The sequence below is a fragment of the Streptomyces sp. NPDC005408 genome, assembly GCF_040606445.1.
Classification (GTDB): Bacteria; Actinomycetota; Actinomycetes; order Streptomycetales; family Streptomycetaceae; genus Streptomyces.
Genome location: NZ_JBEXEX010000005.1, coordinates 139,095 through 160,530, shown reverse-complemented (window position 1 = coordinate 160,530; position 21,436 = coordinate 139,095). Strand labels below are relative to the sequence as shown.

Genomic DNA, 21,436 nt, shown 5'->3' with positions numbered 1-21,436 from the left:
GAAATCGCAGGTCAGTCGTCCTTCTTGATGGGCTCAAGGATCGCCACGCACTCCACGTGATGTGTCATAGGAAACAGGTCGAACGCCCGCAGCGTGCGCGGCTTGTAGCCCGCGTCCCGGAAGTACGCCAGGTCCCGCGCCAGCGCCGCCGGGTCGCAGGCCACGTACGCGATACGCCGTGCGCCCAGGCCCGCCAGGTGGTTCACCGTCTGCTTGCCCGCTCCCGCGCGCGGCGGGTCGAGGACGATCAGGTCGACCTCGGTGATCCGGGTGCGCGGCAGGATCTGTTCGACCTTGCCGTGTTCGATGCGTACGCGCTCGAAGTCCTGGAGATTGTGGCGGGCGTCCTCGACGGCGCGCTTGGTCGACTCGATGCCGAGGACCGCACCCTTCTCGCCCACCCGGTCGGCGATCGCGCCCGCGAACAGGCCCACGCCGCAGTACAGATCGAGCGCCATGTCGCCCTTGCGCGGCAGCAGGCCCTGCATCACTGCCTTGACCAGGATGTCGGCGGCCTGCGGATGCACCTGCCAGAAACCGCCCATGCCGACGCGGTACGTACGCTCGTCGGCCCGCTCCCGTACGAAGGCGCGGCCGTGCACCCGGTGCACTCCGCCGTCGTTCTCGTCGACCCGCAACACCGAGACCGGCTTGTCCAGTTCGACCAGCGGCAGCCGGCCGCCCGGGCGCGGGGTGAGGATGACCTGGCGGTCGCTCGAACCCGTCGCCGCGATCGCCTCGACCGTGGCCATCTGCGGCCAGTCCTGCTTCTCGATGCCGAGTTCGGTGACACCAGGCGCGGCGATCATGCAGTGGTCGATCGGCTGGACGTCGTGCGAGCGGTGCTTGCGCAGCCCCGCGCGGCCCTCCGTGTCGATCGCGTACTGCACGCGCGTGCGCCACGCGGGCACCTCGCCCGCGGGCAGCTTGTCCCCCGGCGCGGGCATGACGGTGCCGTCCCAGCCGGCCTCCTCAGGGGTGAGGCCCGCGAGCCGCTGGAGCTGCTCGGCGATCACCTCGCCCTTGAACCGCCGCTGCGCGCCCGGCTTCGCGTGCTGCCAGTCGCAGCCGCCGCAGTTCCCGGGGCCGGAGTACGGACAAGGGGCCTCGACACGGTCCTTGGACGCCTCGATGATCCGTACGGCGTCGGCCCGCAGAAAGCGGGAGTCCTCCTCGCCCTCGGTGATGCGGGCGACGACCTTCTCGCCGGGCAGCGTGTGCCGTACGAACAGCACCCGCCCTTCCTCGGTGCGGGCGATGCAGTGGCCGCCGTGTGCGACGGGGCCGACCTCGACCTCGTACTCCTCCCCGACAAGCGACGACTCTGATGCGTTGTGCATGACGGGGTGACTCCAGGGATGAGAGAGGGGGCCGCCGTCCGTGTGCGGACGACAGCCCCCCAGTCTACGTGGGTGCGCGGACCCCTCAGCTCTTGCCGCTGGGATCCTTGGGGCGCTGGTCCACGGGCCCGCGCCGCACCGAACCGGGCGCGTTCCACTCCTGCCGCTTCCTCGCCCGCTTCTTCGCGGCCTCGGAGGACACCAGCTGGTAGGGCACCGAGGTCACCATCACGCCGGGCGTGAACAGCAGCCGCCCCTTGAGCCGCAGGGCGCTCTGGTTGTGCAGCAGATGCTCGTACCAGTGCCCCACCACGTACTCGGGGATGATGACGCTGACCACGTCCCGCGGGCTCTCGCGCCGCAGCCCCTTGACGTACTCGATGACCGGCCGGGTGATCTCGCGGTACGGGGAGTCGAGGATCTTCAGCGGCACATTGATGCCGCGCCGCTCCCACTCGTCCTTGAGCGCCTTGGTCTCGGCCGTGTCGACGCTGATGCTGACGGCTTCGAGCTTGTCGGAGCGCATCAGCTTGGCGTACGCGAGGGCGCGCAGCGTCGGCTTGTGGATCTTGGAGACCAGGACGATGGAGTGCACGCGCGACGGGCGCACATAGTCGTCGGGACGCTCCTCCGCGGCCGCGATCTCTGCGGCGACCCCGTCGTAGTGCCTGCGGATCGCGGTCATCGTCCCGTAGAAGATCACCATGCCGAGCAGCGCCACCCAGGCGCCGTGCGTGAACTTGGTGGCGAGCACGACGACCAGCACCAGGCCCGTGAAGAAGGCGCCGAAGGTGTTGATCGCCCGGGAGCGGATCATGTGGCGGCGCTTGGCCTGGTCCTTCTCGGTCCGCAGATGGCGGTTCCAGTGCCGCACCATGCCGGTCTGGCTGAGCGTGAAGGAGACGAAAACGCCGACGATGTAGAGCTGGATCAGCTTCGTCGAGTCGGCTCCGTAGATCCAGACCAGCAGGATGGCCGCGCCGGCCAGCAGCACGATGCCGTTGGAGAAGGCGAGCCGGTCGCCGCGGGTGTGCAGCTGGCGGGGCAGATAACGGTCCTGCGCGAGGATCGAGCCGAGCAGCGGGAAGCCGTTGTACGCGGTGTTGGCGGCCAGGAACAGCACCAGCGCGGTGGCCGCGGCGAGCAGCACGAAGAAGAAGGTGCCGTCACCGAAGACGGCAGCCGCGACCTGGGAGATCACCGGGTTCTGGACATATGCGTCGCCGACCGGGGTGCCGTTGCGCAGCAGGTCCTCGGCGGGCTGTTCGGCCATCTTCACATCGGTGGCCATGGCCAGGCCGATGATGCCGCAGAACATGGTGACGGCGAGGCCGCCCATGAGGGCCAGGGTGCTCGCGGCGTTCTTGCTCTTCGGCTTGCGGAAGGCGGGGACGCCGTTGCTGATCGCCTCGACGCCGGTGAGCGCGGCACAGCCGGAGGAGAAGGCCCGCAGCAGCAGGAAGACCAACGCGAAGCCGGCAAGCCCCTGCTGCTCGGCCTTGATCTCGAAGTCGGCGGTCGGGGCCTTCATGGTGTCGTCGAGGACGAAGCCCCTGAAGGCGCCCCACGCGATCATGATGAACACGCCCGCGACGAAGACATACGTCGGGATGGCGAAGAGCTTGCCCGACTCCTTCACGCCCCGCAGATTCATCAGCGTGAGCAGGACGATTATCGCGATGGCGCAGAGAACCTTGTTCTCGACCACGAAGGGGATCGCGGAGCCGAGGTTCTCGACTCCGGAGGCGATCGACACGGCCACGGTGAGGACGTAGTCGACGAGCAGGGCGCTGGCGACGGTGAGGCCGGCCCTGGGGCCAAGGTTGGTGGTGGCGACCTCGTAGTCGCCGCCGCCGCTCGGGTAGGCGTGCACGTTCTGGCGGTAGGAGGCAACCACCGTGAACATCAGCACCACGACGGCCAAGGCGATCCACGGGCTGAAGTGATAGGCCGACACACCCGCGATGGAGAGCACCAGAAGGACTTCTCCCGGTGCGTACGCCACCGAGGACAGCGGGTCGGAGGCGAAGACGGGAAGTGCGATGCGCTTGGGCAGGAGCGTTTCTCCGAGCCGGTCGCTGCGCAGCGCCCTTCCGATCAGGATCCGTTTGGGGAGGTCGGTCAGTTTGGACACGCAGAGGATCGTAAGCGTTCGATATGCGCCACGCCCACCCACCACCCCCCTCCGCCGCGGAATCTCTCGCTCCCATCGCACGAGGGGTCCCTGGGCGGACCGCGCGTGTGTAGCTTGGGCCGCGGTCTGAGACCCTGACCCTAGTTAGGTCTCAGCAAGACCATGGACAGCCGGAAGGACGGTCGTGCACATCGTCATCATGGGATGCGGGCGAGTGGGATCCGCTCTCGCGCAGACCCTGGAGCAGCAGGGGCACACGGTCGCCGTCGTCGACCAGGACCCCACGGCCTTCCGCCGCTTGGGCTCCGGGTTCGGCGGCCGCCGCGTCACCGGAGTCGGTTTCGACCAGGACACCCTGCGTGAAGCGGGGATCGAGGAAGCCGGCGCCTTCGCCGCCGTCAGCAGCGGCGACAACTCCAACATCATCGCCGCGCGGGTCGCCCGCGAGATGTTCGGCATCGAGAACGTCGCGGCCCGTATCTACGACCCGCGGCGTGCCGAGGTCTACCAGCGCCTCGGCATCCCGACGGTCGCCACGGTCCGCTGGACGGCCGACCAGATGCTGCGGCGGCTGCTGCCGTCCGGGGCGGAGCCGCTGTGGCGCGATCCGAGCGGTGGCGTGCAGCTCGCCGAGGTGCACACCTCGGCCTCCTGGATCGGCCACAAGGTCAGCACGCTGCAGGAGGAGACGGGCGTACGGGTCGCCTTCCTCACCCGGCTGGGCGAGGCTGTCCTGCCGACGTCGCAGACGGTTCTGCAGGAGGGCGATCTGGTCCACGTGATGATGCGTACGGACGAGATCGAGAAGGTCGAAGCGGCGTTCGCCGAAGGCCCTGAGGAGGGCGGTCACTGATGCGGGTCGCTATTGCGGGCGCCGGCGCGGTGGGCCGTTCCATCGCGGGTGAGCTGCTGGAGAACGGGCACGAAGTGCTCCTGATCGACAAGGCGCCGACCGCCATCTCGGTGGAGCGGGTGCCGCAGGCGGAGTGGCTGCTGGCCGACGCCTGCGAGATCACGTCGCTGGACGAGGCGGCGCTGCAGCGCTGCAACGTCGTGATCGCGGCGACCGGTGACGACAAGGTGAACCTGGTCGTCTCGCTGCTCGCGAAGACGGAGTACGGGGTCCCGAGGGTCGTCGCCCGCGTCAACAACCCCAAGAACGAGTGGCTCTTCAACGAGTCCTGGGGCGTCGATGTCGCGGTCTCCACGCCGCGTCTGATGTCGGCGCTGGTGGAGGAGGCGGTGAGCGTCGGCGATCTCGTACGGCTGCTGCGCTTCAGCCACGGCGACGCGAACCTGGTCGAACTGACGCTGCCGCCGGAGTCGGCGCTGGCCGGTACGCAGGTCAGCGATGTGGCGTGGCCCGAGGACACCTCGCTGGTCACGATCATCCGCGGCTCGCGAGTGCTCACGCCGGGTGCCGAGGAGACGCTGGAGGCGGGCGACGAGCTGCTGTTCGTGGCGGCTCAGGCGCGTGAGGAACAGCTGGAAGACCTGCTGTCGGTGCGCCGCGCGTCATGACCCTTCCGGGGCTCCGGCCCCGGACCTCAATCGCCGGACGAATCGCCGGACGGGCTCGGCCATCGAGCCCGTCCGGCTTTTTGTGTGCCGTCGCGAGGGCGCGGGCTAGACGTCGGGCGCGGCAGCGGCGCGCTTGCGCTCCTTCTCGGCCTGCTCCTCCGCCTCCATCTCCGCGAACACGTCGATCGGCGGCGGCGCCTTCGCCAGGAAGACCCAGGTCAGATACACGGCCAGCAGGAACGGCGGGATCTTCAGGGCGACCAGGACCCAGCCGAGCTGCGCGGTGTCCGCCCACCAGTACAGCGGGAAGAGGATCGCGCACTTGGCGAGCAGGATCAGGCCCCACGCCCAGCTGGCCTTGGCGTAGGCCTTCTTGCGGCCCGGGTTCCGCGTCCGCCAGGAGAGGTTCTCCTTGAAGACCGGGCCGAGGATCAGGCCGATCAGCGGGACGCCGACGATCGTCGTGACGATGTACGCCACCGCGAGGCCCAGGGTGTAGATCATGCCCGGCAGATAGAAGTCCTTGGCATTGCCGGTCATCATCGCGAAGACCACGCCGAAGGCCACCCCGAAGACGCCGCTGAAGGCGTGCTTGACGGTGTCCTTGCGGATCAGGCGGACCGCGACGAGCAGCAGCGAGACCGCGAGCGCCGCGATCGCCGAGATGTGCAGCTCCTTGTTGACCGTGAAGATCGTGACGAACAGCAGTCCGGGCAGGACCGTCTCCACCATGCCGCGCACGCCGCCGAAGGCCTCGAACAGCGCCGCCTCCGTGACTGCCTTGGCGTCGCTGTCCTGCTGCTGGTCGTTCGTCTTGGTGGTCGGCTTGTCGAGAGACGTCACCGGCTACTCCTGTCCGAGTGGTCGGAGTTCGTATTTGGGGTTGAACAGCACCCGGCGGCCGTGGCTCATGGAGATCCGGCCCGAGGCGATGAGCCTGCGGCCCGGTTCGATGCCCACGATGGACCTGCGGCCGAGCCAGACGACGTCCAGCGGGGCCGTGCCGTCGAAGAGCTCCGCCTCCAGCGCGGGCACGCCGGCCCGCGGACGCAGGGTGACGGTGCGCAAGGTACCAGTCACCCTGACTATCTGGCGGTCGTGGCACTCAGCGATGCGGGTACACCCCGATGCCTGCGCGTCCTCCTGCAGCTCTTCGGACTCGAGGTCCTGCTGGGAGGTGGACAGCCGGTCGAGCATACGGCGGAAGCGCCCGGCCGGCTTCTCAGCCTTCTCGGAACGGGGTACGGCACTCATGCATCAAGCCTACCGGCCGTCAACGACACCGAATCAGCGCTCGAAGCGGTATCCCATGCCCGGCTCGGTGACGAAGTGTTTCGGGTGCGATGGGTCGGCCTCCAGCTTGCGCCGCAGCTGCGCCATGTAGACCCGGAGGTAGTTGGTCTCGGTGCCGTAGGAGGGGCCCCAGACCTCCTGGAGCAGCTGTTTCTGGCTGACCAGGCGGCCGGTGTTGCGTACGAGCACCTCCAGCAGATGCCACTCGGTCGGGGTCAGCCGCACATCGCGCCCGTCCCGGTGGACCTTCTTCGCCGCGAGATCGACGGTGAAGCCGTCCGTCTCGACGATCACCAGGTCGTCGTCCCCGCCGCCGACCGGCTCGGCCCTGCGGACGGCGGCGCGCAGCCGGGCCAGCAGCTCGTCCATGCCGAACGGCTTGGTGACGTAGTCGTCGGCCCCGGCGTCCAGCGCCTCGACCTTCTCGTCGGAGGTGTGACGGGCCGAGAGGACCAGGATCGGGACGCGGGTCCAGCCGCGCAGGCCCTTGATCACTTCGACGCCGTCCATGTCGGGCAGACCGAGGTCGAGTACGACGACGTCGGGGTGGCGGGCCGCGGCCAGCTGGAGCGCTGTCGCACCGTCGGGAGCCGCGTCCACCTCGTACTTGCGCGCCTTCAGATTGATCACGAGGGCGCGTACGATCTGCGGCTCGTCGTCGACCACGAGCACCCGGGTCATCGGCCTGCCTTTCTGCACTGTCACTGTCGTCTGCTCTGCCGTCCCGGTCATGAGGTGACCCGGGCGGGAAGATCGGGGCCGACCGGAGCGAATCCCGGCGCCGCCTGGATGGTGAGGACCATGGTCATGCCGCCGCCGGGGGTGTCCTCGGCGGTCAGCGTGCCGCCCATGGCCTCGACGAAGCCCCGGGCGACCGCGAGACCGAGGCCGACTCCGGCTCCGCGTGGAGCGTCACCGTAGCGCTGGAACGGCTCGAAAATCCGCTCCTTCTCGTCATCGGGGACACCGGGGCCGCGGTCGGCGACGCGCACCTCGACCCGGTCGCCGAGGGCGCTCGCCGCCACCGCGACAGGTGTGGCGTCGGGGCTGTACTTGACGGCGTTCTCGACGATGTTGGCGACGGCCCGCTCCAGGAGGCCACGGTCGACGGCCACCATGGGCAGCGTCTCGGGAATGTCCAGCTCCACGCTCTCCACCGGCACCCCGACGAGCGCCATCGGGACGACCTCGTCGAGATCGGTCACCCGGATCAGCGGGGTGACGGTGCCGGTCTGGAGGCGGGACATGTCGAGGAGGTTGCCGACAAGATGGTCGAGGCGGTCGGCGCCGTCCTCAATGGCTTCGAGCAGTTCCGCCTCGTCCTCCTCGGACCAGGCGACGTCGTCGGACCTGAGCGAGGAGACGGCGGCCTTGATGGCGGCGAGCGGGGTGCGCAGATCGTGGCTGACGGCTGCGAGAAGGGCCGTGCGTATGCGGTTGCCCTCGGCCAGCCTGCGTGCCTGCTCCGCCTGTCCGACCAGGCGCTGGCGCTCCAGTACGACGGCGGCCTGCGCCGCGAACGCGGCCAGCACCCGGCGGTCCTCGGCGGGCAGGACCCGGCCCGACAGGGCGAGCGCCATATGGTCGCCGACGGGCATGTCCACGTCCGCGTCCTCGGGGCGTGCGACGGAGCTGGGGCCGACGCCGCCGGCACAGGTCCACGGGTCGACGTCGCTCTGCCGCTCGAGCAATGCCACGGACTCCATGGAGAAGGTCTCGCGGACCCGCTCCAGCAGGGCGTCGAGTGTGGTCTCGCCGCGGAGCACGCTTCCGGCGAGGAACGAGAGGATCTCGGACTCGGCGCGCAGCCGGGCGGCCTGATGCGTGCGGCGGGCGGCCAGATCCACCACGGAGGCGACCGCGACGGCCACCGCGAAGAAGATCACGATGGCGACGATGTTCTTCGGGTCGCTGATCGTCAGGGTGTGGGTGGGCGGTGTGAAGTAGTAGTTCAGCAGCAGCGAGCCCACGGCGGCCGATGCGAGGGCCGGAAGCAGCCCGCCCAGCAGCGCGGACACCACGGTCAGGAAGAGGAAGAGCAGCACGTCGTTGGCGAGCCCGAGGCTGTCGTCGAGGCTGGTCAGCAGCAGCGACAGCAGTACGGGACCGGCGACACCGGCCAGCCAGCCCGTGATGATCCGGGAACGGCCCAGGCGGGCGCCTTGAGCCACCGGCAGTCCGCGGCCCTTGCCTGCCGCGTCGTGCGTGACGATGTGTACGTCCAGGTCGGGACCTGAATCGCGGGCGACGGTCGCGCTGACGCCGGGGCCGAAGATGTACTGCCAGGCCCGGCGGCGGCTGGCGCCGAGCACGATCTGGGTGGCGTTCACCCCGCGCGCGAACTCCAGCAGGGCGGACGGGACATCGTCGCCGATGACGTGGTGGAAGGTGCCGCCGAGGTCCTCGGCGAGGGTGCGCTGGACGGCGAGTTCCTTGGGCGACGCGGCGGTCAGACCGTCGCTGCGGGCGATGTAGACCGCAAGCACTTCGCCGCCCGCGCCCTTCTCGGCGAGCCGGGCGGCCCGGCGGATCAGGGTGCGGCCCTCGGGCCCGCCGGTGAGGCCCACGACGATGCGCTCGCGCGCCTGCCAGGTCGTACGGATGTTGTGCTCGCCGCGGTACTGCTGGAGGTATTCGTCGACGCGGTCGGCGACCCAGAGCAGGGCCAGCTCGCGCAGAGCGGTCAGATTGCCCGGGCGGAAGTAGTTGGAGAGGGCCGCGTCGACCTTGTCCGACGTGTAGACGTTGCCGTGGGCCATGCGGCGGCGCAGGGCCTGGGGCGACATGTCGACGAGTTCCAGCTGGTCGGCCCGGCGGACGACCTCGTCGGGGACGGTCTCTCGCTGCCGTACGCCGGTTATCGACTCGACGACATCGCCCAGCGACTCGAAGTGCTGGATGTTGACGGTCGATATGACGTCGATGCCCGCGGCGAGCAGCTCCTCGACGTCCTGCCAGCGCTTGGCGTTGCGCGAGCCGGGCACATTGGTGTGCGCCAGTTCGTCCACCAGGGCCACGGCGGGACGGCGCTCGAGTACCGCGTCGACGTCCATCTCGGTGAAGACCGTGCCGCGGTACTCGATCTCGCGCCGCTCTACCTGCTCCAGGCCGTGCAGCATCACCTCGGTACGGGCGCGTCCGTGGTGTTCCACGAAGCCGACCACGCAGTCGGTGCCACGCTCCACGCGCCGGTGTGCCTCGGACAGCATGGCGTATGTCTTGCCGACGCCCGGTGCCGCGCCGAGGTAGATCCGTAGCTTGCCGCGTCCCATGGCCCCATTGTCTTTCAGTTCCAGCTGCGCACTCTGCGTCGACCGTACGGCCAGAGAATCGGACATTCAGGGCATGGGGTGGCCCTCAGCTGCGTATTTGACGCGATTCTGATGCCGGGGCAGCAAAACGGCCCGCGGTGGTCCGGAAGACCGGAACCACCGCGGGCCGCAGGCGTATTACCAGCGCGTCAGCCCCGTAAGGGGTCAGCGCACCTCGGTGATCTCGGGGCCGCGCTGCAGCTGCCCCATGCCACCGGAGAAGCGAGAGCTCTCCTGGTCCTCCTGCTGGACACCCTCGGGCACCATCTGGGCGTCGTCCGGCAGCTTGAGGACGATCGGGTCGCGCGGCGCCATCGGCCCCTCGCCCCGTACGACGACGGTGTCGCGGAAGATCTGCTCCAGCAGACCCGCGGCCTCGGGCTGCACCGCGCCCTGCCCGGAGATCACTCCGCGCAGGAACCAGCGCGGCCCGTCGACGCCGACGAAGCGCACCAGCTGCACACCGCCGGTGCCGTCCGGCAGCTGTACGGGAACCTGGGCTCGCAGCTCCCAGCCGAGCGGGCCCTCGACCTCGTCGATGATGCCGCCCTGCTGCGTGATGCCGGAGGCGATCTCCTCGCGGACCTCGCCCCAGATGCCTTCCTTCTTGGGCGCTGCGAAGGCCTGCAGCTGTACGGCGCTGTCGCGCAGTACGACGGTGGCGGCGACGATCGCGTCACCCGCGACCTCGACGCGCAGCTCCATCCCCTCGACTCCGGGCACGAAAAGACCGCCCAGATCGACCCGGCCCTCGCCGGGCTTGGATACCTCGGACACGTCCCAGGGGCCGTCGGGCCGCGGCGCCGGCGGAAGGTTCACCCGGCGGGGGTCGCCTTCCTCGTCGGCGTACTCCGTGTCGCGCTCGTCGACGACCTGCTCGGCCTCGCCCGCTGCGTCCGCCGCGTCCCCGGCGGAACCACTCTTCTTGCGACGTCCGAACACGTCACTGTCCTTCCCGGTCGGATACGACCGAAGCGTATCGATTCCCACCCGTTGAGCCGTCCACGTCCGCATGACCGCCGGTGGACCCGAAGCCCCCCTCGGCCCGCGCCGAGCCGGGAAGCTCCGCCACCTCGTGGAAGCGCACCTTCTCGACCTGCTGGACAACCAGTTGGGCAATCCGGTCGAACCGATCGAACCGCACGCTCTCGCGCGGGTCGAGATTGACCACGATCACCTTGATCTCCCCACGGTACCCGGCATCCACCGTCCCCGGGGCATTCACCAGTGCTACTCCGCAGCGGGCGGCGAGGCCGGAGCGAGGGTGCACGAAAGCGGCGTACCCGTCGGGCAGCGCGATGGACACACCGGTGGGCAGAACGACCCGCTCACCGGGTGCGAGTTCGACGGCCTCGGTGGTCACCAGATCGGCACCGGCGTCGCCCGGGTGTGCGTACGACGGAAGCGGCACCTCCGGGTCCACACGACGGATCAGCACATCGACAGGGTTACGCATCAGGGGTTCACCTCGAAGGCGCGGGAGCGCCTGATCTGGTCGGGGTCGGCCATGGCTGCCTGGATCTCCTCCGGGCGGCCGTTGTCGATGAAGTGGTCGACCTTGACCTCGATGAAGAGAGCGCTGGCGCGGACGGCGACGGGCCCGTCGGGGCCGCCGATCCTGCCCACGGCGGAGGAGTAGATCTTGCGTCCGGCGACCGCGGTCACCTCGGCCTGCAGATGCAGCACGGTGTCCACGGGCACAGGGCGTACGAAGTCGGTCTCGAGCCGGCCGGTCACCGCGATCGTCCGCAGCAGCCAGTTCAGCGAGCCCAGCGTCTCGTCCAGGGCCGTGGCCAGCACACCGCCGTGCGCGAGGCCCGGTGCGCCCTGGTGGGCGGGCTTGACGGTGAACTCGGCCGTGATGCTCACGCCCTCACCGGCCCGCGCCTGAAGGTGCAGTCCGTGGGGCTGACCCTCGCCGCAGCCGAAGCAGTGTTCGTAATGCGCGCCGAGGAGCTCCCCGGGAGCCGGGGCGCCGGGATGCCGTACCGGCGGTATGGCGTCGGCCGGAGGGGTCATCGCCGCGGCCCGGCCCGAGGGGGGTTTGGGGGTCGCCCCCCGGGAATTCTCAGTGCTCACAGGCGCAGACCTTACCCGCGCGGCTACCCGCCGGTCGCACCGTGCCAAGCTTGGATTCATGCAGCCTTCCGCCCCGCACTACGAAGAACGTCTGACCGCGCCCCGTTCGTGGTGGGTCATCACCGCCCTGGTGGGCGTCGCGGGCGGTCTCGTCATGCTTCCGCTCGGTCCGCTGCCGCTGCTCGGCGGCCTGATCGGCGGCGCCGCGGTGGCCGCCGTCGTGGTCAGTTCCTACGGCTCGGTCCGTATCCGCGTCGTGGCGGACTCTCTGGTCGCGGGCGAGGCCAGGATCCCGCTCACGGCCCTCGGTGAGGCCGAGGTGCTGGATGCGGATGAGGCGCGTGCCTGGCGCTCGTACAAGGCCGACACCCGGGCCTTCATGCTGCTGCGCAGCTATGTGCCGACAGCTCTGCGGATCGAGATCACGGACCCGGCCGATCCGACGCCGTACGTGTATCTGTCGACCCGGAATCCGAAGGCGCTGGCTGCCGCGCTGACGGCCCTGCGCGCGGCCTGAGGGCCAGCGGGGTCAGCTGCCCAGTTCGCGGGGAGCCCGGACCGCCCCCAGCGGGTCCTTGGGCTGTTCCAGGGGCGGGAGCGCGGGCAGCGCGTCCCAGGGGACCTGTCTGCTGCGCAGGTCCTTGCGGATACGGTCCGCGAGCTTCCTGGTGTCACGGCGGTTCATCCACGCGCCGACGGTCGCGCCGACCATGAACGGCATCAGGTTCGGCAGATTGCGGACCATGCGCTTCATGATCTGCTGCCGCAACTCGCGCTTGAACTGGCCGCCCAGTGCGGCGTTGATCGTCGCCGGCTTGGTCACATCGATCCCGCGCTCCTCCGTCCAGGAGGTCAGATACGCGGTGCTGCGCTCCATGAGGGTGCCCTGCGGCCGCATGCCGTAGACCTCGTGGAGCTCGGCGATGAGCTTCAGCTCGATCGCGGCGACGCCGATGACCTCCGCGGCCAGCTCGGCAGGCATCGCCGGAGGAACGGGCAGCATCGCGGCCGCGCCGATGCCCGCACCCACCGTGGATGTGCCGATCGCCGCGCCCCCGACCAGCTTGTCCGCGAGCTGCTCGGGACCGAGGTCCGGGAACTGTCTGCGCAGGGTCACCAGATCGCGCACCGGCACGCGTGGTGCGTTCTCGATGATCCGGTCAGCCATGAAGCCGAGCCCTGCTCTGGCGCTCTCACGGCCTTTCCGGACCCCCTGGCGCACGGCGGCCAGGCGCGGCGCCCTGGTCGCGGGACCCGCCTGACCGGCTTCTTCGAGCGAGGCCGCACGGCCCCGCCCGTCGTCGTCTGCTGCACCCTGGGGCAGCAGGGCGGCCGAGTGCTCGGCAGACGCCTTGACGTCCTGCGCCGGGCCCGTGCCGCCCTGGTGCGCCTCCGGCGGCTTGAGACGCCGGAAGCGCCGCTTCCTGGACGGTGTCTCGCCTGCCACGGCCGACCTGACCTCAGTCGCAGTCGCGGCAGATCGGCTGGCCGTTCTTCTCGCGGGCGAGCTGGCTCCTGTGGTGGACCAGGAAGCAGCTCATGCAGGTGAACTCGTCCGCCTGCCGGGGCAGCACGCGAACGGACAGTTCCTCGTTGGAAAGGTCCGCTCCGGGCAGCTCCAGGCCCTCGGCCTGCTCGAATTCGTCGACGTCGACGGACGACGTCGACTTGTCGTTCCGACGGGCCTTCAGTTCCTCAAGGCTGTCCGAATCGACGTCGTCGTCGGTCTTGCGTGGGGTGTCGTAGTCCGTTGCCATGTCGCTCTCCCCCTCTGGGTGTCTGCGGTGTCTCCAGCGCACGTAACGCGTGAGAGGCCGGACTTGTGCCCGACCCGAGGCGGAGATTTTGCCTCACATCAAGGTCTGTTACTCAATCGACACCCAACCGGATCCCCCGAGAGTGATCGGGTTGGATGGCGATCAGGACCGTACACGGTCCGAATGTCGCACTTCACGGGCGCCACCCCGTGTACTTCCCGTGATCTCGACCCCCGGAAACCCGGACTTTTACCGGCTTTCCGGCAAGAGCCTTGATCACGGAGAGTAGATGGCCTGAAATTCGCCTTTGTGATCGATCCCACACGGCTCTCTCAGGCACGGGTCCGAAAATTCCGCGTAAAGCGAACGAAGTGATTCGCGTCGGTCAGCATCTCAGACCGGGAGGGTGACACGCATCACGAGGCCACCGCCGTCACGAGGCTCCGCGATGATACGGCCTCCGTGGGCCCGCGCAATCGAGCGGGCGATCGAAAGCCCCAGGCCTACGCCCTTGTCGCTGCCCGTGCGCTCCTGTCGCAGCCGCCTGAACGGCTCGAAGAGGTTGTCGATCTCGTACGCGGGAACCACTGGACCCGTGTTCGAGACCACCAGAACCGCCTGGCCGTGCTCTATCTCGGTGGTGACCTCGACCCAGCCGCCCTCAGGGATGTTGTAGCGCACGCCGTTCTGCACGAGGTTCAGGGCGATCCGCTCCAGCAGGACGCCATTGCCCTGGACGACGGCGGGCGCGCGCTCCCCGCGGATCTCCACGCCCTTGGCGTCGGCCTCGGCGCGGACCTGGTCGACCGCGCGGCTGGCGACCTCGGCCAGGTCGACCGGCTTGCGCTCGACGATCTGGTTGTCGCTGCGGGCGAGCAGCAGCAGCCCCTCAACCAGCTGCTCACTGCGCTCGTTGGTGGCCAGGAGCGTCCTGCCGAGCTGCTGGAGCTCCGTGGGCACCCCGGGGTCGGAGAGGTGGACCTCCAGCAGCGTGCGGTTGATCGCGAGGGGCGTGCGCAGCTCGTGCGAGGCGTTCGCGACGAACCGCTGCTGGGCGCTGAAGGCGCGCTCCAGGCGGTCCAGCATCTCGTCGAAGGTGTCAGCGAGCTCCTTGAGCTCGTCGTCCGGGCCGTCCAGCTCGATCCGCCGCGAGAGGTCGGAGCCGGCCACCTGGCGGGCGGTGCGGGTGATCTTGCCGAGCGGCGAGAGGACCCGGCCCGCCATGGCGTAGCCGAAGGCGAAGGCGATGACGCTCAGGCCGAGCAGCGCGAACAGCGAGCGGCGAAGCAGGTCGTCCAGGGCCATCTCGCGCTGGTGCTGCAGACAGCCCGCGACGGCCTGGTTGAACTGGTCGCCGGTCCCCTGCTCGGGCAGCTGGCACCACGAGGTGGTGGGCTGCACCCGGCCCGTCTCGATCTTGAACGGCAGATCGCCGACGCTGACGTGCAGCGCCTGCGCGGTCAGCAGATAGATGATCGAGAGCAGCAGGATGCCCGCGATCAGGAACATCCCGCCATACAGCAGCGTGAGGCGTATCCGGATCGTGGGGCGCAACAGGGGGCGGACCGGGTCGCGCGGGTCCCAGGTCGGTTTCGGAGGCGCCTCGGGAGGCGCTGGGGTCGCGGTCACCGACATCAGATCCGGTAGCCGGAGCCGGGCACGGTGACGATCACGGGCGGCTCGCCGAGCTTGCGCCGCAGGGTCATCACGGTCACGCGCACGACGTTGGTGAACGGGTCGGTGTTCTCGTCCCAGGCCTTCTCCAGCAGCTGCTCGGCCGAGACGACCGCGCCCTCGCTGCGCATGAGGACCTCAAGGACGGCGAACTCCTTGGGCGCGAGCTGGATCTCCTTGCCGTCGCGGAAGACCTCGCGGCGGTTCGGGTCGAGCTTGATCCCGGCGCGCTCCAGGACGGGCGGCAGCGGAACGGTCGTACGGCGGCCGAGGGCGCGCACGCGCGCGGTGAGCTCGCTGAAGGCGAAGGGCTTGGGGAGATAGTCGTCGGCGCCCAGTTCGAGCCCCTCGACGCGGTCGCTGACGTCGCCGGACGCGGTCAGCATCAGCACCCGGGTGGGCATGCCGAGCTCGACGATCTTGCGGCAGACGTCGTCGCCGTGGACCAGCGGGAGGTCACGGTCCAGGACGACCACGTCGTAGTCGTTGACCCCGATGCGCTCCAGCGCCGCGGCGCCGTCGTACACGACGTCGACGGCCATGGCCTCCCGGCGCAGTCCGGTGGCCACCGCATCGGCGAGCAGCTGCTCGTCCTCGACGACGAGTACGCGCACGTCGTGATCCTTCCTCTGGGCCCGTCACCCGTGATCGGGGCAGGTGTGTGAGCACTGGCTGTGCGCATCCATCCTGCCCGTTACGCGCGTAAACCGGCTGTAAGGCGGAGCCGGTCGCCCGCTGCCGACCTGGGGGCGAAGGAATTCACCGGATTCTCGGGCCAGTTGAGGTTTCTTTGAGGGAGGGCCTGGGGAGGACGACTAAACACCCGCGATCACGCCCTGTATGTGGCACGCCACGACCTGTTCCAGGGTTGATCACCCCGTCCCCTGCCTGCGGCAGGGGGACCCCAGGCACACCCCCGTGCCACCGACCCACGACGAGGGGGCGCACATGGACGCATTCACCGCAGGACTGTTGCAGCGCATAAAGGCCGCCGAGACCGACCTCACCCTGGCTCGCCAGACGGGCGACGACTTCCTCGCGGATGTCGAGCAGGCGGAGCTTGACGACCTGCACCGACTGGCCGCGGAGCACGGCGTGGAGGTCAGCGCCGCGTAGCGCCGGGCCGCTCAGGTACCGGACATGAGAAGGGCCCCGACGCCGCTGGACGGCGTCGGGGCCCTTCTGTGTGTCCGGCGGGGTGCCGGGCTGAGCCCGGACAGGGCCTAGTCGTGCCAGGCGCCGAACTCCTCAAGGAGGGCCTGCAGCGGTTCGAATACGCCCGGGCTCGCCGCGATGGCCAGGTCGCCGTCCGGAGGGCTGCCCGGGCGGCCGCCCGTCAGGGCTCCCGCCTCGCGGGCGATCAGGTCGCCCGCCGCCAGGTCCCAGGGGTTGAGCCCGCGCTCGTAGCAGCCGTCCAGGCGGCCCGCGGCGACGTCGCACAGGTCCACGGCCGCGGAGCCGCTGCGGCGGATGTCCCGCAGCCGCGGGATCAGCCGCTGGGCCACGTCCGCCTGGTGGCTTCGTACGACCGCGACGTAGTTGAAGCCGGTGGAGACCAGGGCCTGGTCCAGCGGCGGCGCCGGGCGGCAGCACAGCGGCTTGTCCCCTGCGTACGCGCCACCGCCCAGCACCGCCCGGTACGTCTCGCGGCGCATCGGGGCCTCCACGACCCCCACGACCGTCTCGCCGTCCCTCTCAGCGGCGATGGACACCGCCCAGGTCGGCAGCCCGTACAGGTAGTTCACGGTCCCGTCGAGCGGGTCGATGACCCAGCGGACGCCGCTGGTGCCGGCCGTGGAGGCGCCCTCCTCGCCGAGGAAGCCGTCGTCGGGGCGGTGCTCGGCCAGGAAGCCGGTGATCAGCTTCTCGGCGGCGATGTCCATCTCGGTGACGACGTCGATCGGGCTGGACTTGGTCGCCGCGACGCCCAGGTCGGCGGGGCGGCCGTCGCGCAGCAGCTCGCCGGCGCGGCGGGCTGCCTCCAGGGCGAGGTCGAGCAGTTCGGACGGCAGAGGGTCGCTCACAGGGCTTCCTTGGGCGTACTGGAGGCGTACGGGCTGTCGGCACCGGCGGCCGCGGGCTTCGGCGCCCGGGCCGGACAGCAGCCCACCGGGCAGAGGTCGTGGGAGGGGCCGAGCGGTCCGAGCGCGCACCGCTCGGCGTTCACACCCCGCTCGCTCGCCGCGCGCTCCAGGACCAGGTCCCGTACCGCCGCGGCGAACCGCGGGTCGGCGCCCACCGTCGCCGAGCGCTGCACCGGCAGCCCGAGCTCGGCGGCCTTTGCGGTGGCCTCGGTGTCGAGGTCGTAGAGCACTTCCATGTGGTCGGAGACGAAGCCGATGGGGACCATCACCGCCGCGGGTGCGCCGGAGGCGTGCAGCTCCTCCAGGTGGTCGCTGATGTCCGGCTCCAGCCAGGGGATGTGCGGGGCGCCGCTGCGCGACTGGTAGACGAGCTGCCAGGGGTGTTCGACGCCCGTCTCGTCGCGCACGGCGTCGGCGATCAGCCGGGCCACGTCCAGGTGCTGGCGTACATAGGCCCCGCCCTCGCCGTGCTCGTCGGCCGGGCCCGACGCGTCGGCCGCAGAGGTCGGGATCGAGTGGGTGGTGAAGGCGAAATGGGCTCCCGCGCGCACCTCCTCGGGGAGGTCCGCGAGTGACTTCAGGACGCCGTCGATCATGGGGCGTACGAAGCCGGGGTGGTTGAAGTAGTGCCGCAGCTTGTCCACGCGCGGCAGCTCGAGCCCCTCGGCCTCGAGCGTCGCCAGCGCGTCGGCGAGGTTCTCGCGGTACTGGCGGCAGCCGGAGTACGAGGCGTACGCGCTGGTGGCGAGGACGGCGATACGGCGGTGGCCGTCGGCGACCATCTCCCGCAGGGTGTCGGTCAGATACGGCGCCCAGTTCCGGTTGCCCCAGTGGACGGGCAGGTCCAGGCCGTGCTCGGCGAAGTCCTTGCGCAGGGCGTCCAGCAGGGCGCGGTTCTGATCGTTGATCGGGCTGACCCCGCCGAACAGGAAGTAGTGCTGCCCCACCTCCTTGAGACGTTCCTTGGGGATACCGCGGCCGCGCGTCACGTTCTCCAGGAACGGGACGACGTCGTCCGGGCCCTCGGGGCCGCCGAACGAGAGCAGCAGCAGGGCGTCGTAGGGGGCTGGATCGCGCTGATCGGGCATGAGAACGATCCTGCCACCCCCTTCCGGCAGCCGGACAACCGCCGTACGCCGGACAGCCGCAGGGCGTAAGCTGCCAAGACTGTCCACACGCCTTACCCACGCGTAACCACCCAGCGCACAAGCAACCCACCACGCCCCCGCCCACGCCTGCCACGGCCCCGGTGAGGCCGCCCTACGGAGCACTCCTTGCCCAGTCCGTACCGCGCCATCTTCGCCGCCCCCGGCACCAAGGCGTTCTCTGCCGCCGGCTTCATCGGCCGACTGCCTCTTTCGATGATGGGCATCGGCATCGTCACGATGATCTCGCAGCTCACCGGGCGCTACGGGCTGGCGGGCGCGCTCTCGGCGACCGTGGCGCTCTCCGCCGCCGCGATCGGCCCGCAGATCTCCAGGCTGGTGGACCGGCACGGCCAGCGCCGTGTCCTGCGTCCCGCCACCCTGCTCTCCGGCGTCGCGGCATCCGGACTGGTGCTCTCCGCGCATGAACGCTGGCCGGACTGGACCCTGTTCGTCTTCGCGGCCGGAATCGGCTGTGTGCCCAGCGTCGGCTCGATGGTCCGGGCCCGCTGGGCGGAGATCTACCGGGGTTCGCCCCGCGAACTGCACACCGCGTACGCCTTCGAGTCCGTCGTCGACGAGGCCTGCTTCATCTTCGGGCCCATCGCCGCCATCGGTCTGTCCACGGTCTGGTTCCCCGAGGCGGGCCCGCTGGTCGCCGGGCTCTGCCTGCTGGCTGGCGTCTTCCTGCTGACGGCACAGCGCTCCACCGAGCCGGTGCCGCAGCCCAAGGAACACCAAAGCAAGGGCTCGGCCCTGCGCGCTCCGGGCCTTCAGGTCCTGGTGGCCACATTCGTCGCGACGGGCGCGATCTTCGGTTCGGTCGACGTCGTGACGGTGGCCTTCGCCGACGAGCAGGGACACAAGGCCGCGGCAAGCGTGGTGCTGGCCGTGTACGCGCTCGGCTCGTGCCTCGCCGGAGTCGTCTTCGGCCTGCTGCATCTCAAGGGCCCGGGCGAGCGAACGTGGCTGCTGGGCATCTGTGCGATGGCCGTGAGTATGATCCCCCTCCAACTGGCCGGGAACCTGCCGTTCCTGGCCGTGGCGCTCTTTGTCGCGGGCCTTTCCATCGCACCGACGATGGTTACCACCATGGCCCTGATCGAGCAGCACGTACCACGCGCGAATCTGACCGAGGGAATGACCTGGGTGGGCACCGGGCTCGCGGTCGGGATCGCGCTCGGCTCGTCGGTCGCCGGCTGGGTGATCGATGCCGCCGGGGCTGACGCCGGGTACCTGGTCTCGAACGCGGCGGGAGCGATCGCGGCCGCGGTGGCGTTCTTGGGGTACCGCCGGCTGCGCAGGCCGGTGCCGACGCGGGAGGGGCAGCGTGAGCAGCACGACCGGGAGCAGCACGTGGCGTAACTGGGCGGGGAATGTCACCGCCCGTCCCGTACGGGAGGTCTCGCCCGCATCCGCCGATGAACTCGCCGACGCGGTACGGAAGGCGGCCGAGGACGGCCTGAAGGTGAAGGCCGTCGGCACGGGCCATTCGTTCACGGCCGCCGCGGCCACCGACGGAGTGCTGATCCGGCCGGAACTGCTGACGGGGATCCGGGAGATCGACCGTACGGCCATGACCGTGACCGTCGAGGCGGGCACCCCGCTCAAGCGGCTGAACGTGGCCCTCGCCCGTGAAGGCCTGTCGCTCACGAACATGGGCGACATCATGGATCAGACGGTGGCGGGAGCGACCTCTACCGGCACGCACGGGACGGGCCGCGAGTCAGCCTCGATCGCCGCGCAGATCAAGGCACTTGAGCTGGTCACGGCGGACGGCTCGGTGCTGACCTGCTCCGAGAAGGAGAATCCGGACGTCTTCGCGGCGGCCCGGATCGGGCTCGGCGCGCTCGGCGTCGTCACCGCGATCACGTTCGCCGTGGAGCCGACCTTCCTTCTGACGGCCCGCGAGGAGCCGATGGCCTTCGACAAGGTCACGGCCGAGTTCGACCAGCACTTCGCGGAGAACGAGCACTTCGAGTTCTACTGGTTTCCGCACACCGGCAACTGCAACACCAAGCGCAACAACCGCAGCGCGGGTTTCCCCGCCCCGCCCGGGCAGATCAGTGGCTGGATCGAGGACGAGCTGTTGTCCAACGGCCTTTTCCAGCTGGCGGTTTCGCTCGGCCGGGCCGTCCCCGCGACCATCCCGGCGATCGCCAAGATCTCCAGCCGCGCCCTCTCCGCCCGTACCTACACGGACATTCCCTACAAGGTCTTCACATCTCCGCGCCGGGTGCGGTTCGTGGAGATGGAGTACGCGCTGCCGCGGGAGGCCGCGGTCGGCGCGCTGCGCGAGGTGAAGGCGATGGTCGAGCGCTCGCCGCTGCGTGTCAGCTTCCCGGTGGAGGTGCGCACGGCCCCGGCCGACGACATCGCGCTCTCCACGGCATCGGACCGGGAGAGTGCGTACATCGCCGTGCATCTCTACCGGGGGACGCCGTACCAGGCGTACTTCAGCGCGGTGGAGCGGATCATGACCGCGCACGGTGGGCGGCCGCACTGGGGCAAGGTGCACACGCGGGACGCGGAGTACTTCGCCGAGGTGTATCCGCGGTTCGGCGAATTCACCGCGCTGCGCGACCGGCTGGACCCGCAGCGGCTGTTCGGCAACGACTATCTGCGGCGGGTGCTGGGCGACTGAGGGCCGCCACCGGTGCGCCGCCCGCGACCTGAGGGAGGCTCAGGTCGCGCTGATGCTCCTTCGTCTCCTTCTTCTGGTCCACGCCGGATAGGGACATGCGAGCGAAGCGAATAGTTCCCTTTCGGAAGATTCCGTGAATCACAACACCTGGTCACCCATGTCGCGGACGCCCAACTCCCCTACCTGGCGAGAAGTTCGGCGGCGCGGCGGTCCACCCCCGTGGCCCGAATGGAGTACTGTGGCGAGCCCTGGGCCCGGCTCCCTCTCGGGTGTTCGGACCCCAGGTAGGGGGCCGAAAGCGGCGCTCGATCCGGCGGCGCCGCGGCACCGCACGGGTACCCGATGCGGAGAGTGACGGACCAGTCACTCAGAGTCGCAAATAGGTAACCGTGCCATAACGGCGATCCAGGGCATGTGCCCGACACGCCGGGGAACTCGGCAAGGTTGTGGCAGG

Annotated in this window: 21 protein-coding genes; 6 read left to right on the top strand and 15 right to left on the bottom strand. The window is 69.8% G+C overall.

Annotation, left to right across the window (positions count from 1 at the left end):
• Positions 1 to 11 precede the first annotated feature (11 nt).
• Entirely contained in the window at positions 12 to 1,340 is a 1,329-nt protein-coding gene (locus ABZS64_RS07455; protein WP_355824443.1) for a TRAM domain-containing protein, read from the bottom strand.
• 85 nt (positions 1,341 to 1,425) lie between these two features.
• A complete protein-coding gene (locus tag ABZS64_RS07450) occupies positions 1,426 to 3,474 on the bottom strand; it encodes an APC family permease (RefSeq protein ID WP_355824440.1) in 2,049 nt (682 codons plus the stop codon).
• 184 nt (positions 3,475 to 3,658) lie between these two features.
• Between ABZS64_RS07450 and ABZS64_RS07445 the strand changes: the two genes are divergently transcribed.
• Positions 3,659 to 4,327 (top strand): TrkA family potassium uptake protein, encoded by a 669-nt coding sequence (locus ABZS64_RS07445; RefSeq protein ID WP_355824437.1) that lies wholly within the window; start codon positions 3,659 to 3,661, stop codon positions 4,325 to 4,327.
• Complete coding sequence (locus ABZS64_RS07440; RefSeq protein ID WP_266481867.1) at positions 4,327 to 4,995, top strand: TrkA family potassium uptake protein; 669 nt, start codon at positions 4,327 to 4,329, stop codon at positions 4,993 to 4,995. The genes ABZS64_RS07445 and ABZS64_RS07440 overlap by 1 nt, the downstream gene beginning before the upstream one ends.
• A 105-nt stretch (positions 4,996 to 5,100) precedes the next feature.
• Here the strand turns inward: ABZS64_RS07440 and ABZS64_RS07435 are convergent, their stop codons facing one another.
• From ABZS64_RS07435 to ABZS64_RS07405, 7 genes are all read right to left on the bottom strand, one after another.
• Positions 5,101 to 5,838: a DUF3159 domain-containing protein gene (locus ABZS64_RS07435; RefSeq protein WP_355824434.1), complete on the bottom strand. Its 738-nt coding sequence runs from the start codon at positions 5,836 to 5,838 to the stop codon at positions 5,101 to 5,103.
• 3 nt (positions 5,839 to 5,841) lie between these two features.
• The gene (locus ABZS64_RS07430) at positions 5,842 to 6,249 is read right to left on the bottom strand and encodes an OB-fold nucleic acid binding domain-containing protein (protein WP_355824432.1); all 408 of its coding nucleotides are present in this window, start codon (positions 6,247 to 6,249) and stop codon (positions 5,842 to 5,844) included.
• Positions 6,250 to 6,282: 33 nt separating this feature from the next.
• Entirely contained in the window at positions 6,283 to 6,969 is a 687-nt protein-coding gene (locus ABZS64_RS07425; RefSeq protein WP_355824723.1) for a response regulator, read from the bottom strand.
• 47 nt (positions 6,970 to 7,016) lie between these two features.
• On the bottom strand, positions 7,017 to 9,560 hold the full coding sequence (locus tag ABZS64_RS07420) for an ATP-binding protein (RefSeq protein WP_355824428.1): 2,544 nt from the start codon (positions 9,558 to 9,560) through the stop codon (positions 7,017 to 7,019).
• A 204-nt stretch (positions 9,561 to 9,764) separates the two neighbouring features.
• Positions 9,765 to 10,541, bottom strand: a complete 777-nt coding sequence (locus tag ABZS64_RS07415) for a DUF3710 domain-containing protein (RefSeq protein ID WP_355824425.1) — start codon at positions 10,539 to 10,541, stop codon at positions 9,765 to 9,767.
• A 1-nt stretch (position 10,542) separates the two neighbouring features.
• On the bottom strand, positions 10,543 to 11,055 hold the full coding sequence (gene dut / locus ABZS64_RS07410; RefSeq protein WP_355824422.1) for a dUTP diphosphatase: 513 nt from the start codon (positions 11,053 to 11,055) through the stop codon (positions 10,543 to 10,545).
• Complete coding sequence (locus ABZS64_RS07405; RefSeq protein WP_355824720.1) at positions 11,055 to 11,618, bottom strand: PaaI family thioesterase; 564 nt, start codon at positions 11,616 to 11,618, stop codon at positions 11,055 to 11,057. The genes dut and ABZS64_RS07405 overlap by 1 nt, the downstream gene beginning before the upstream one ends.
• A 118-nt stretch (positions 11,619 to 11,736) precedes the next feature.
• Between ABZS64_RS07405 and ABZS64_RS07400 the strand changes: the two genes are divergently transcribed.
• A complete protein-coding gene (locus ABZS64_RS07400; RefSeq protein WP_355824421.1) occupies positions 11,737 to 12,195 on the top strand; it encodes a DUF3093 domain-containing protein in 459 nt (152 codons plus the stop codon).
• 12 nt (positions 12,196 to 12,207) lie between these two features.
• Here the strand turns inward: ABZS64_RS07400 and ABZS64_RS07395 are convergent, their stop codons facing one another.
• The 4 genes from ABZS64_RS07395 to ABZS64_RS07380 all read right to left on the bottom strand — a co-directional run bounded on the left by ABZS64_RS07395 (position 12,208) and on the right by ABZS64_RS07380 (position 15,723).
• Positions 12,208 to 13,125 (bottom strand): hypothetical protein, encoded by a 918-nt coding sequence (locus ABZS64_RS07395; protein WP_355824418.1) that lies wholly within the window; start codon positions 13,123 to 13,125, stop codon positions 12,208 to 12,210.
• A gap of 13 nt (positions 13,126 to 13,138) precedes the next feature.
• Positions 13,139 to 13,435: a DUF4193 domain-containing protein gene (locus ABZS64_RS07390; RefSeq protein WP_355824416.1), complete on the bottom strand. Its 297-nt coding sequence runs from the start codon at positions 13,433 to 13,435 to the stop codon at positions 13,139 to 13,141.
• 393 nt (positions 13,436 to 13,828) lie between these two features.
• Positions 13,829 to 15,064, bottom strand: coding sequence for a HAMP domain-containing sensor histidine kinase (locus tag ABZS64_RS07385; RefSeq protein ID WP_355824413.1), 1,236 nt, complete (start codon positions 15,062 to 15,064; stop codon positions 13,829 to 13,831).
• 5 nt (positions 15,065 to 15,069) lie between these two features.
• The gene (locus ABZS64_RS07380) at positions 15,070 to 15,723 is read right to left on the bottom strand and encodes a response regulator transcription factor (protein ID WP_142213241.1); all 654 of its coding nucleotides are present in this window, start codon (positions 15,721 to 15,723) and stop codon (positions 15,070 to 15,072) included.
• A 334-nt stretch (positions 15,724 to 16,057) separates the two neighbouring features.
• Here ABZS64_RS07380 and ABZS64_RS07375 point away from each other — a divergent pair, with 334 nt between their 5' ends.
• Complete coding sequence (locus ABZS64_RS07375) at positions 16,058 to 16,225, top strand: hypothetical protein (protein WP_355824410.1); 168 nt, start codon at positions 16,058 to 16,060, stop codon at positions 16,223 to 16,225.
• Between the two features lie 107 nt (positions 16,226 to 16,332).
• Here the strand turns inward: ABZS64_RS07375 and ABZS64_RS07370 are convergent, their stop codons facing one another.
• On the bottom strand, positions 16,333 to 17,133 hold the full coding sequence (locus tag ABZS64_RS07370) for an inositol monophosphatase family protein (protein ID WP_355824408.1): 801 nt from the start codon (positions 17,131 to 17,133) through the stop codon (positions 16,333 to 16,335).
• Positions 17,130 to 18,281: a ferrochelatase gene (locus ABZS64_RS07365; RefSeq protein ID WP_355824405.1), complete on the bottom strand. Its 1,152-nt coding sequence runs from the start codon at positions 18,279 to 18,281 to the stop codon at positions 17,130 to 17,132. The genes ABZS64_RS07370 and ABZS64_RS07365 overlap by 4 nt, the downstream gene beginning before the upstream one ends.
• Before the next feature lie 186 nt (positions 18,282 to 18,467).
• Here ABZS64_RS07365 and ABZS64_RS07360 point away from each other — a divergent pair, with 186 nt between their 5' ends.
• On the top strand, positions 18,468 to 19,703 hold the full coding sequence (locus ABZS64_RS07360) for an MFS transporter (RefSeq protein WP_355824402.1): 1,236 nt from the start codon (positions 18,468 to 18,470) through the stop codon (positions 19,701 to 19,703).
• Positions 19,669 to 20,982, top strand: coding sequence for a D-arabinono-1,4-lactone oxidase (locus ABZS64_RS07355; RefSeq protein WP_355824399.1), 1,314 nt, complete (start codon positions 19,669 to 19,671; stop codon positions 20,980 to 20,982). Before ABZS64_RS07360 ends, ABZS64_RS07355 begins: the two co-directional genes overlap by 35 nt.
• Positions 20,983 to 21,436: the final 454 nt, after the last annotated feature.

Bases quoted from the DNA above. Each gene is read 5' to 3' on its own strand.
- dut (WP_355824422.1), bottom strand. From the start codon at position 11,055: ATGCGTAACCCTGTCGATGTGCTGATCCGTCGTGTGGACCCGGAGGTG.
- ABZS64_RS07440 (WP_266481867.1), top strand. From the start codon at position 4,327: ATGCGGGTCGCTATTGCGGGCGCCGGCGCGGTGGGCCGTTCCATCGCG.
- ABZS64_RS07430 (WP_355824432.1), bottom strand. From the start codon at position 6,249: ATGAGTGCCGTACCCCGTTCCGAGAAGGCTGAGAAGCCGGCCGGGCGC.
- ABZS64_RS07400 (WP_355824421.1), top strand. From the start codon at position 11,737: ATGCAGCCTTCCGCCCCGCACTACGAAGAACGTCTGACCGCGCCCCGT.
- ABZS64_RS07375 (WP_355824410.1), top strand. From the start codon at position 16,058: ATGGACGCATTCACCGCAGGACTGTTGCAGCGCATAAAGGCCGCCGAG.
- ABZS64_RS07365 (WP_355824405.1), bottom strand. From the start codon at position 18,281: ATGCCCGATCAGCGCGATCCAGCCCCCTACGACGCCCTGCTGCTGCTC.
- ABZS64_RS07390 (WP_355824416.1), bottom strand. From the start codon at position 13,435: ATGGCAACGGACTACGACACCCCACGCAAGACCGACGACGACGTCGAT.
- ABZS64_RS07425 (WP_355824723.1), bottom strand. From the start codon at position 6,969: ATGACCCGGGTGCTCGTGGTCGACGACGAGCCGCAGATCGTACGCGCC.
- ABZS64_RS07405 (WP_355824720.1), bottom strand. From the start codon at position 11,618: ATGACCCCTCCGGCCGACGCCATACCGCCGGTACGGCATCCCGGCGCC.
- ABZS64_RS07420 (WP_355824428.1), bottom strand. From the start codon at position 9,560: ATGGGACGCGGCAAGCTACGGATCTACCTCGGCGCGGCACCGGGCGTC.
- ABZS64_RS07455 (WP_355824443.1), bottom strand. From the start codon at position 1,340: ATGCACAACGCATCAGAGTCGTCGCTTGTCGGGGAGGAGTACGAGGTC.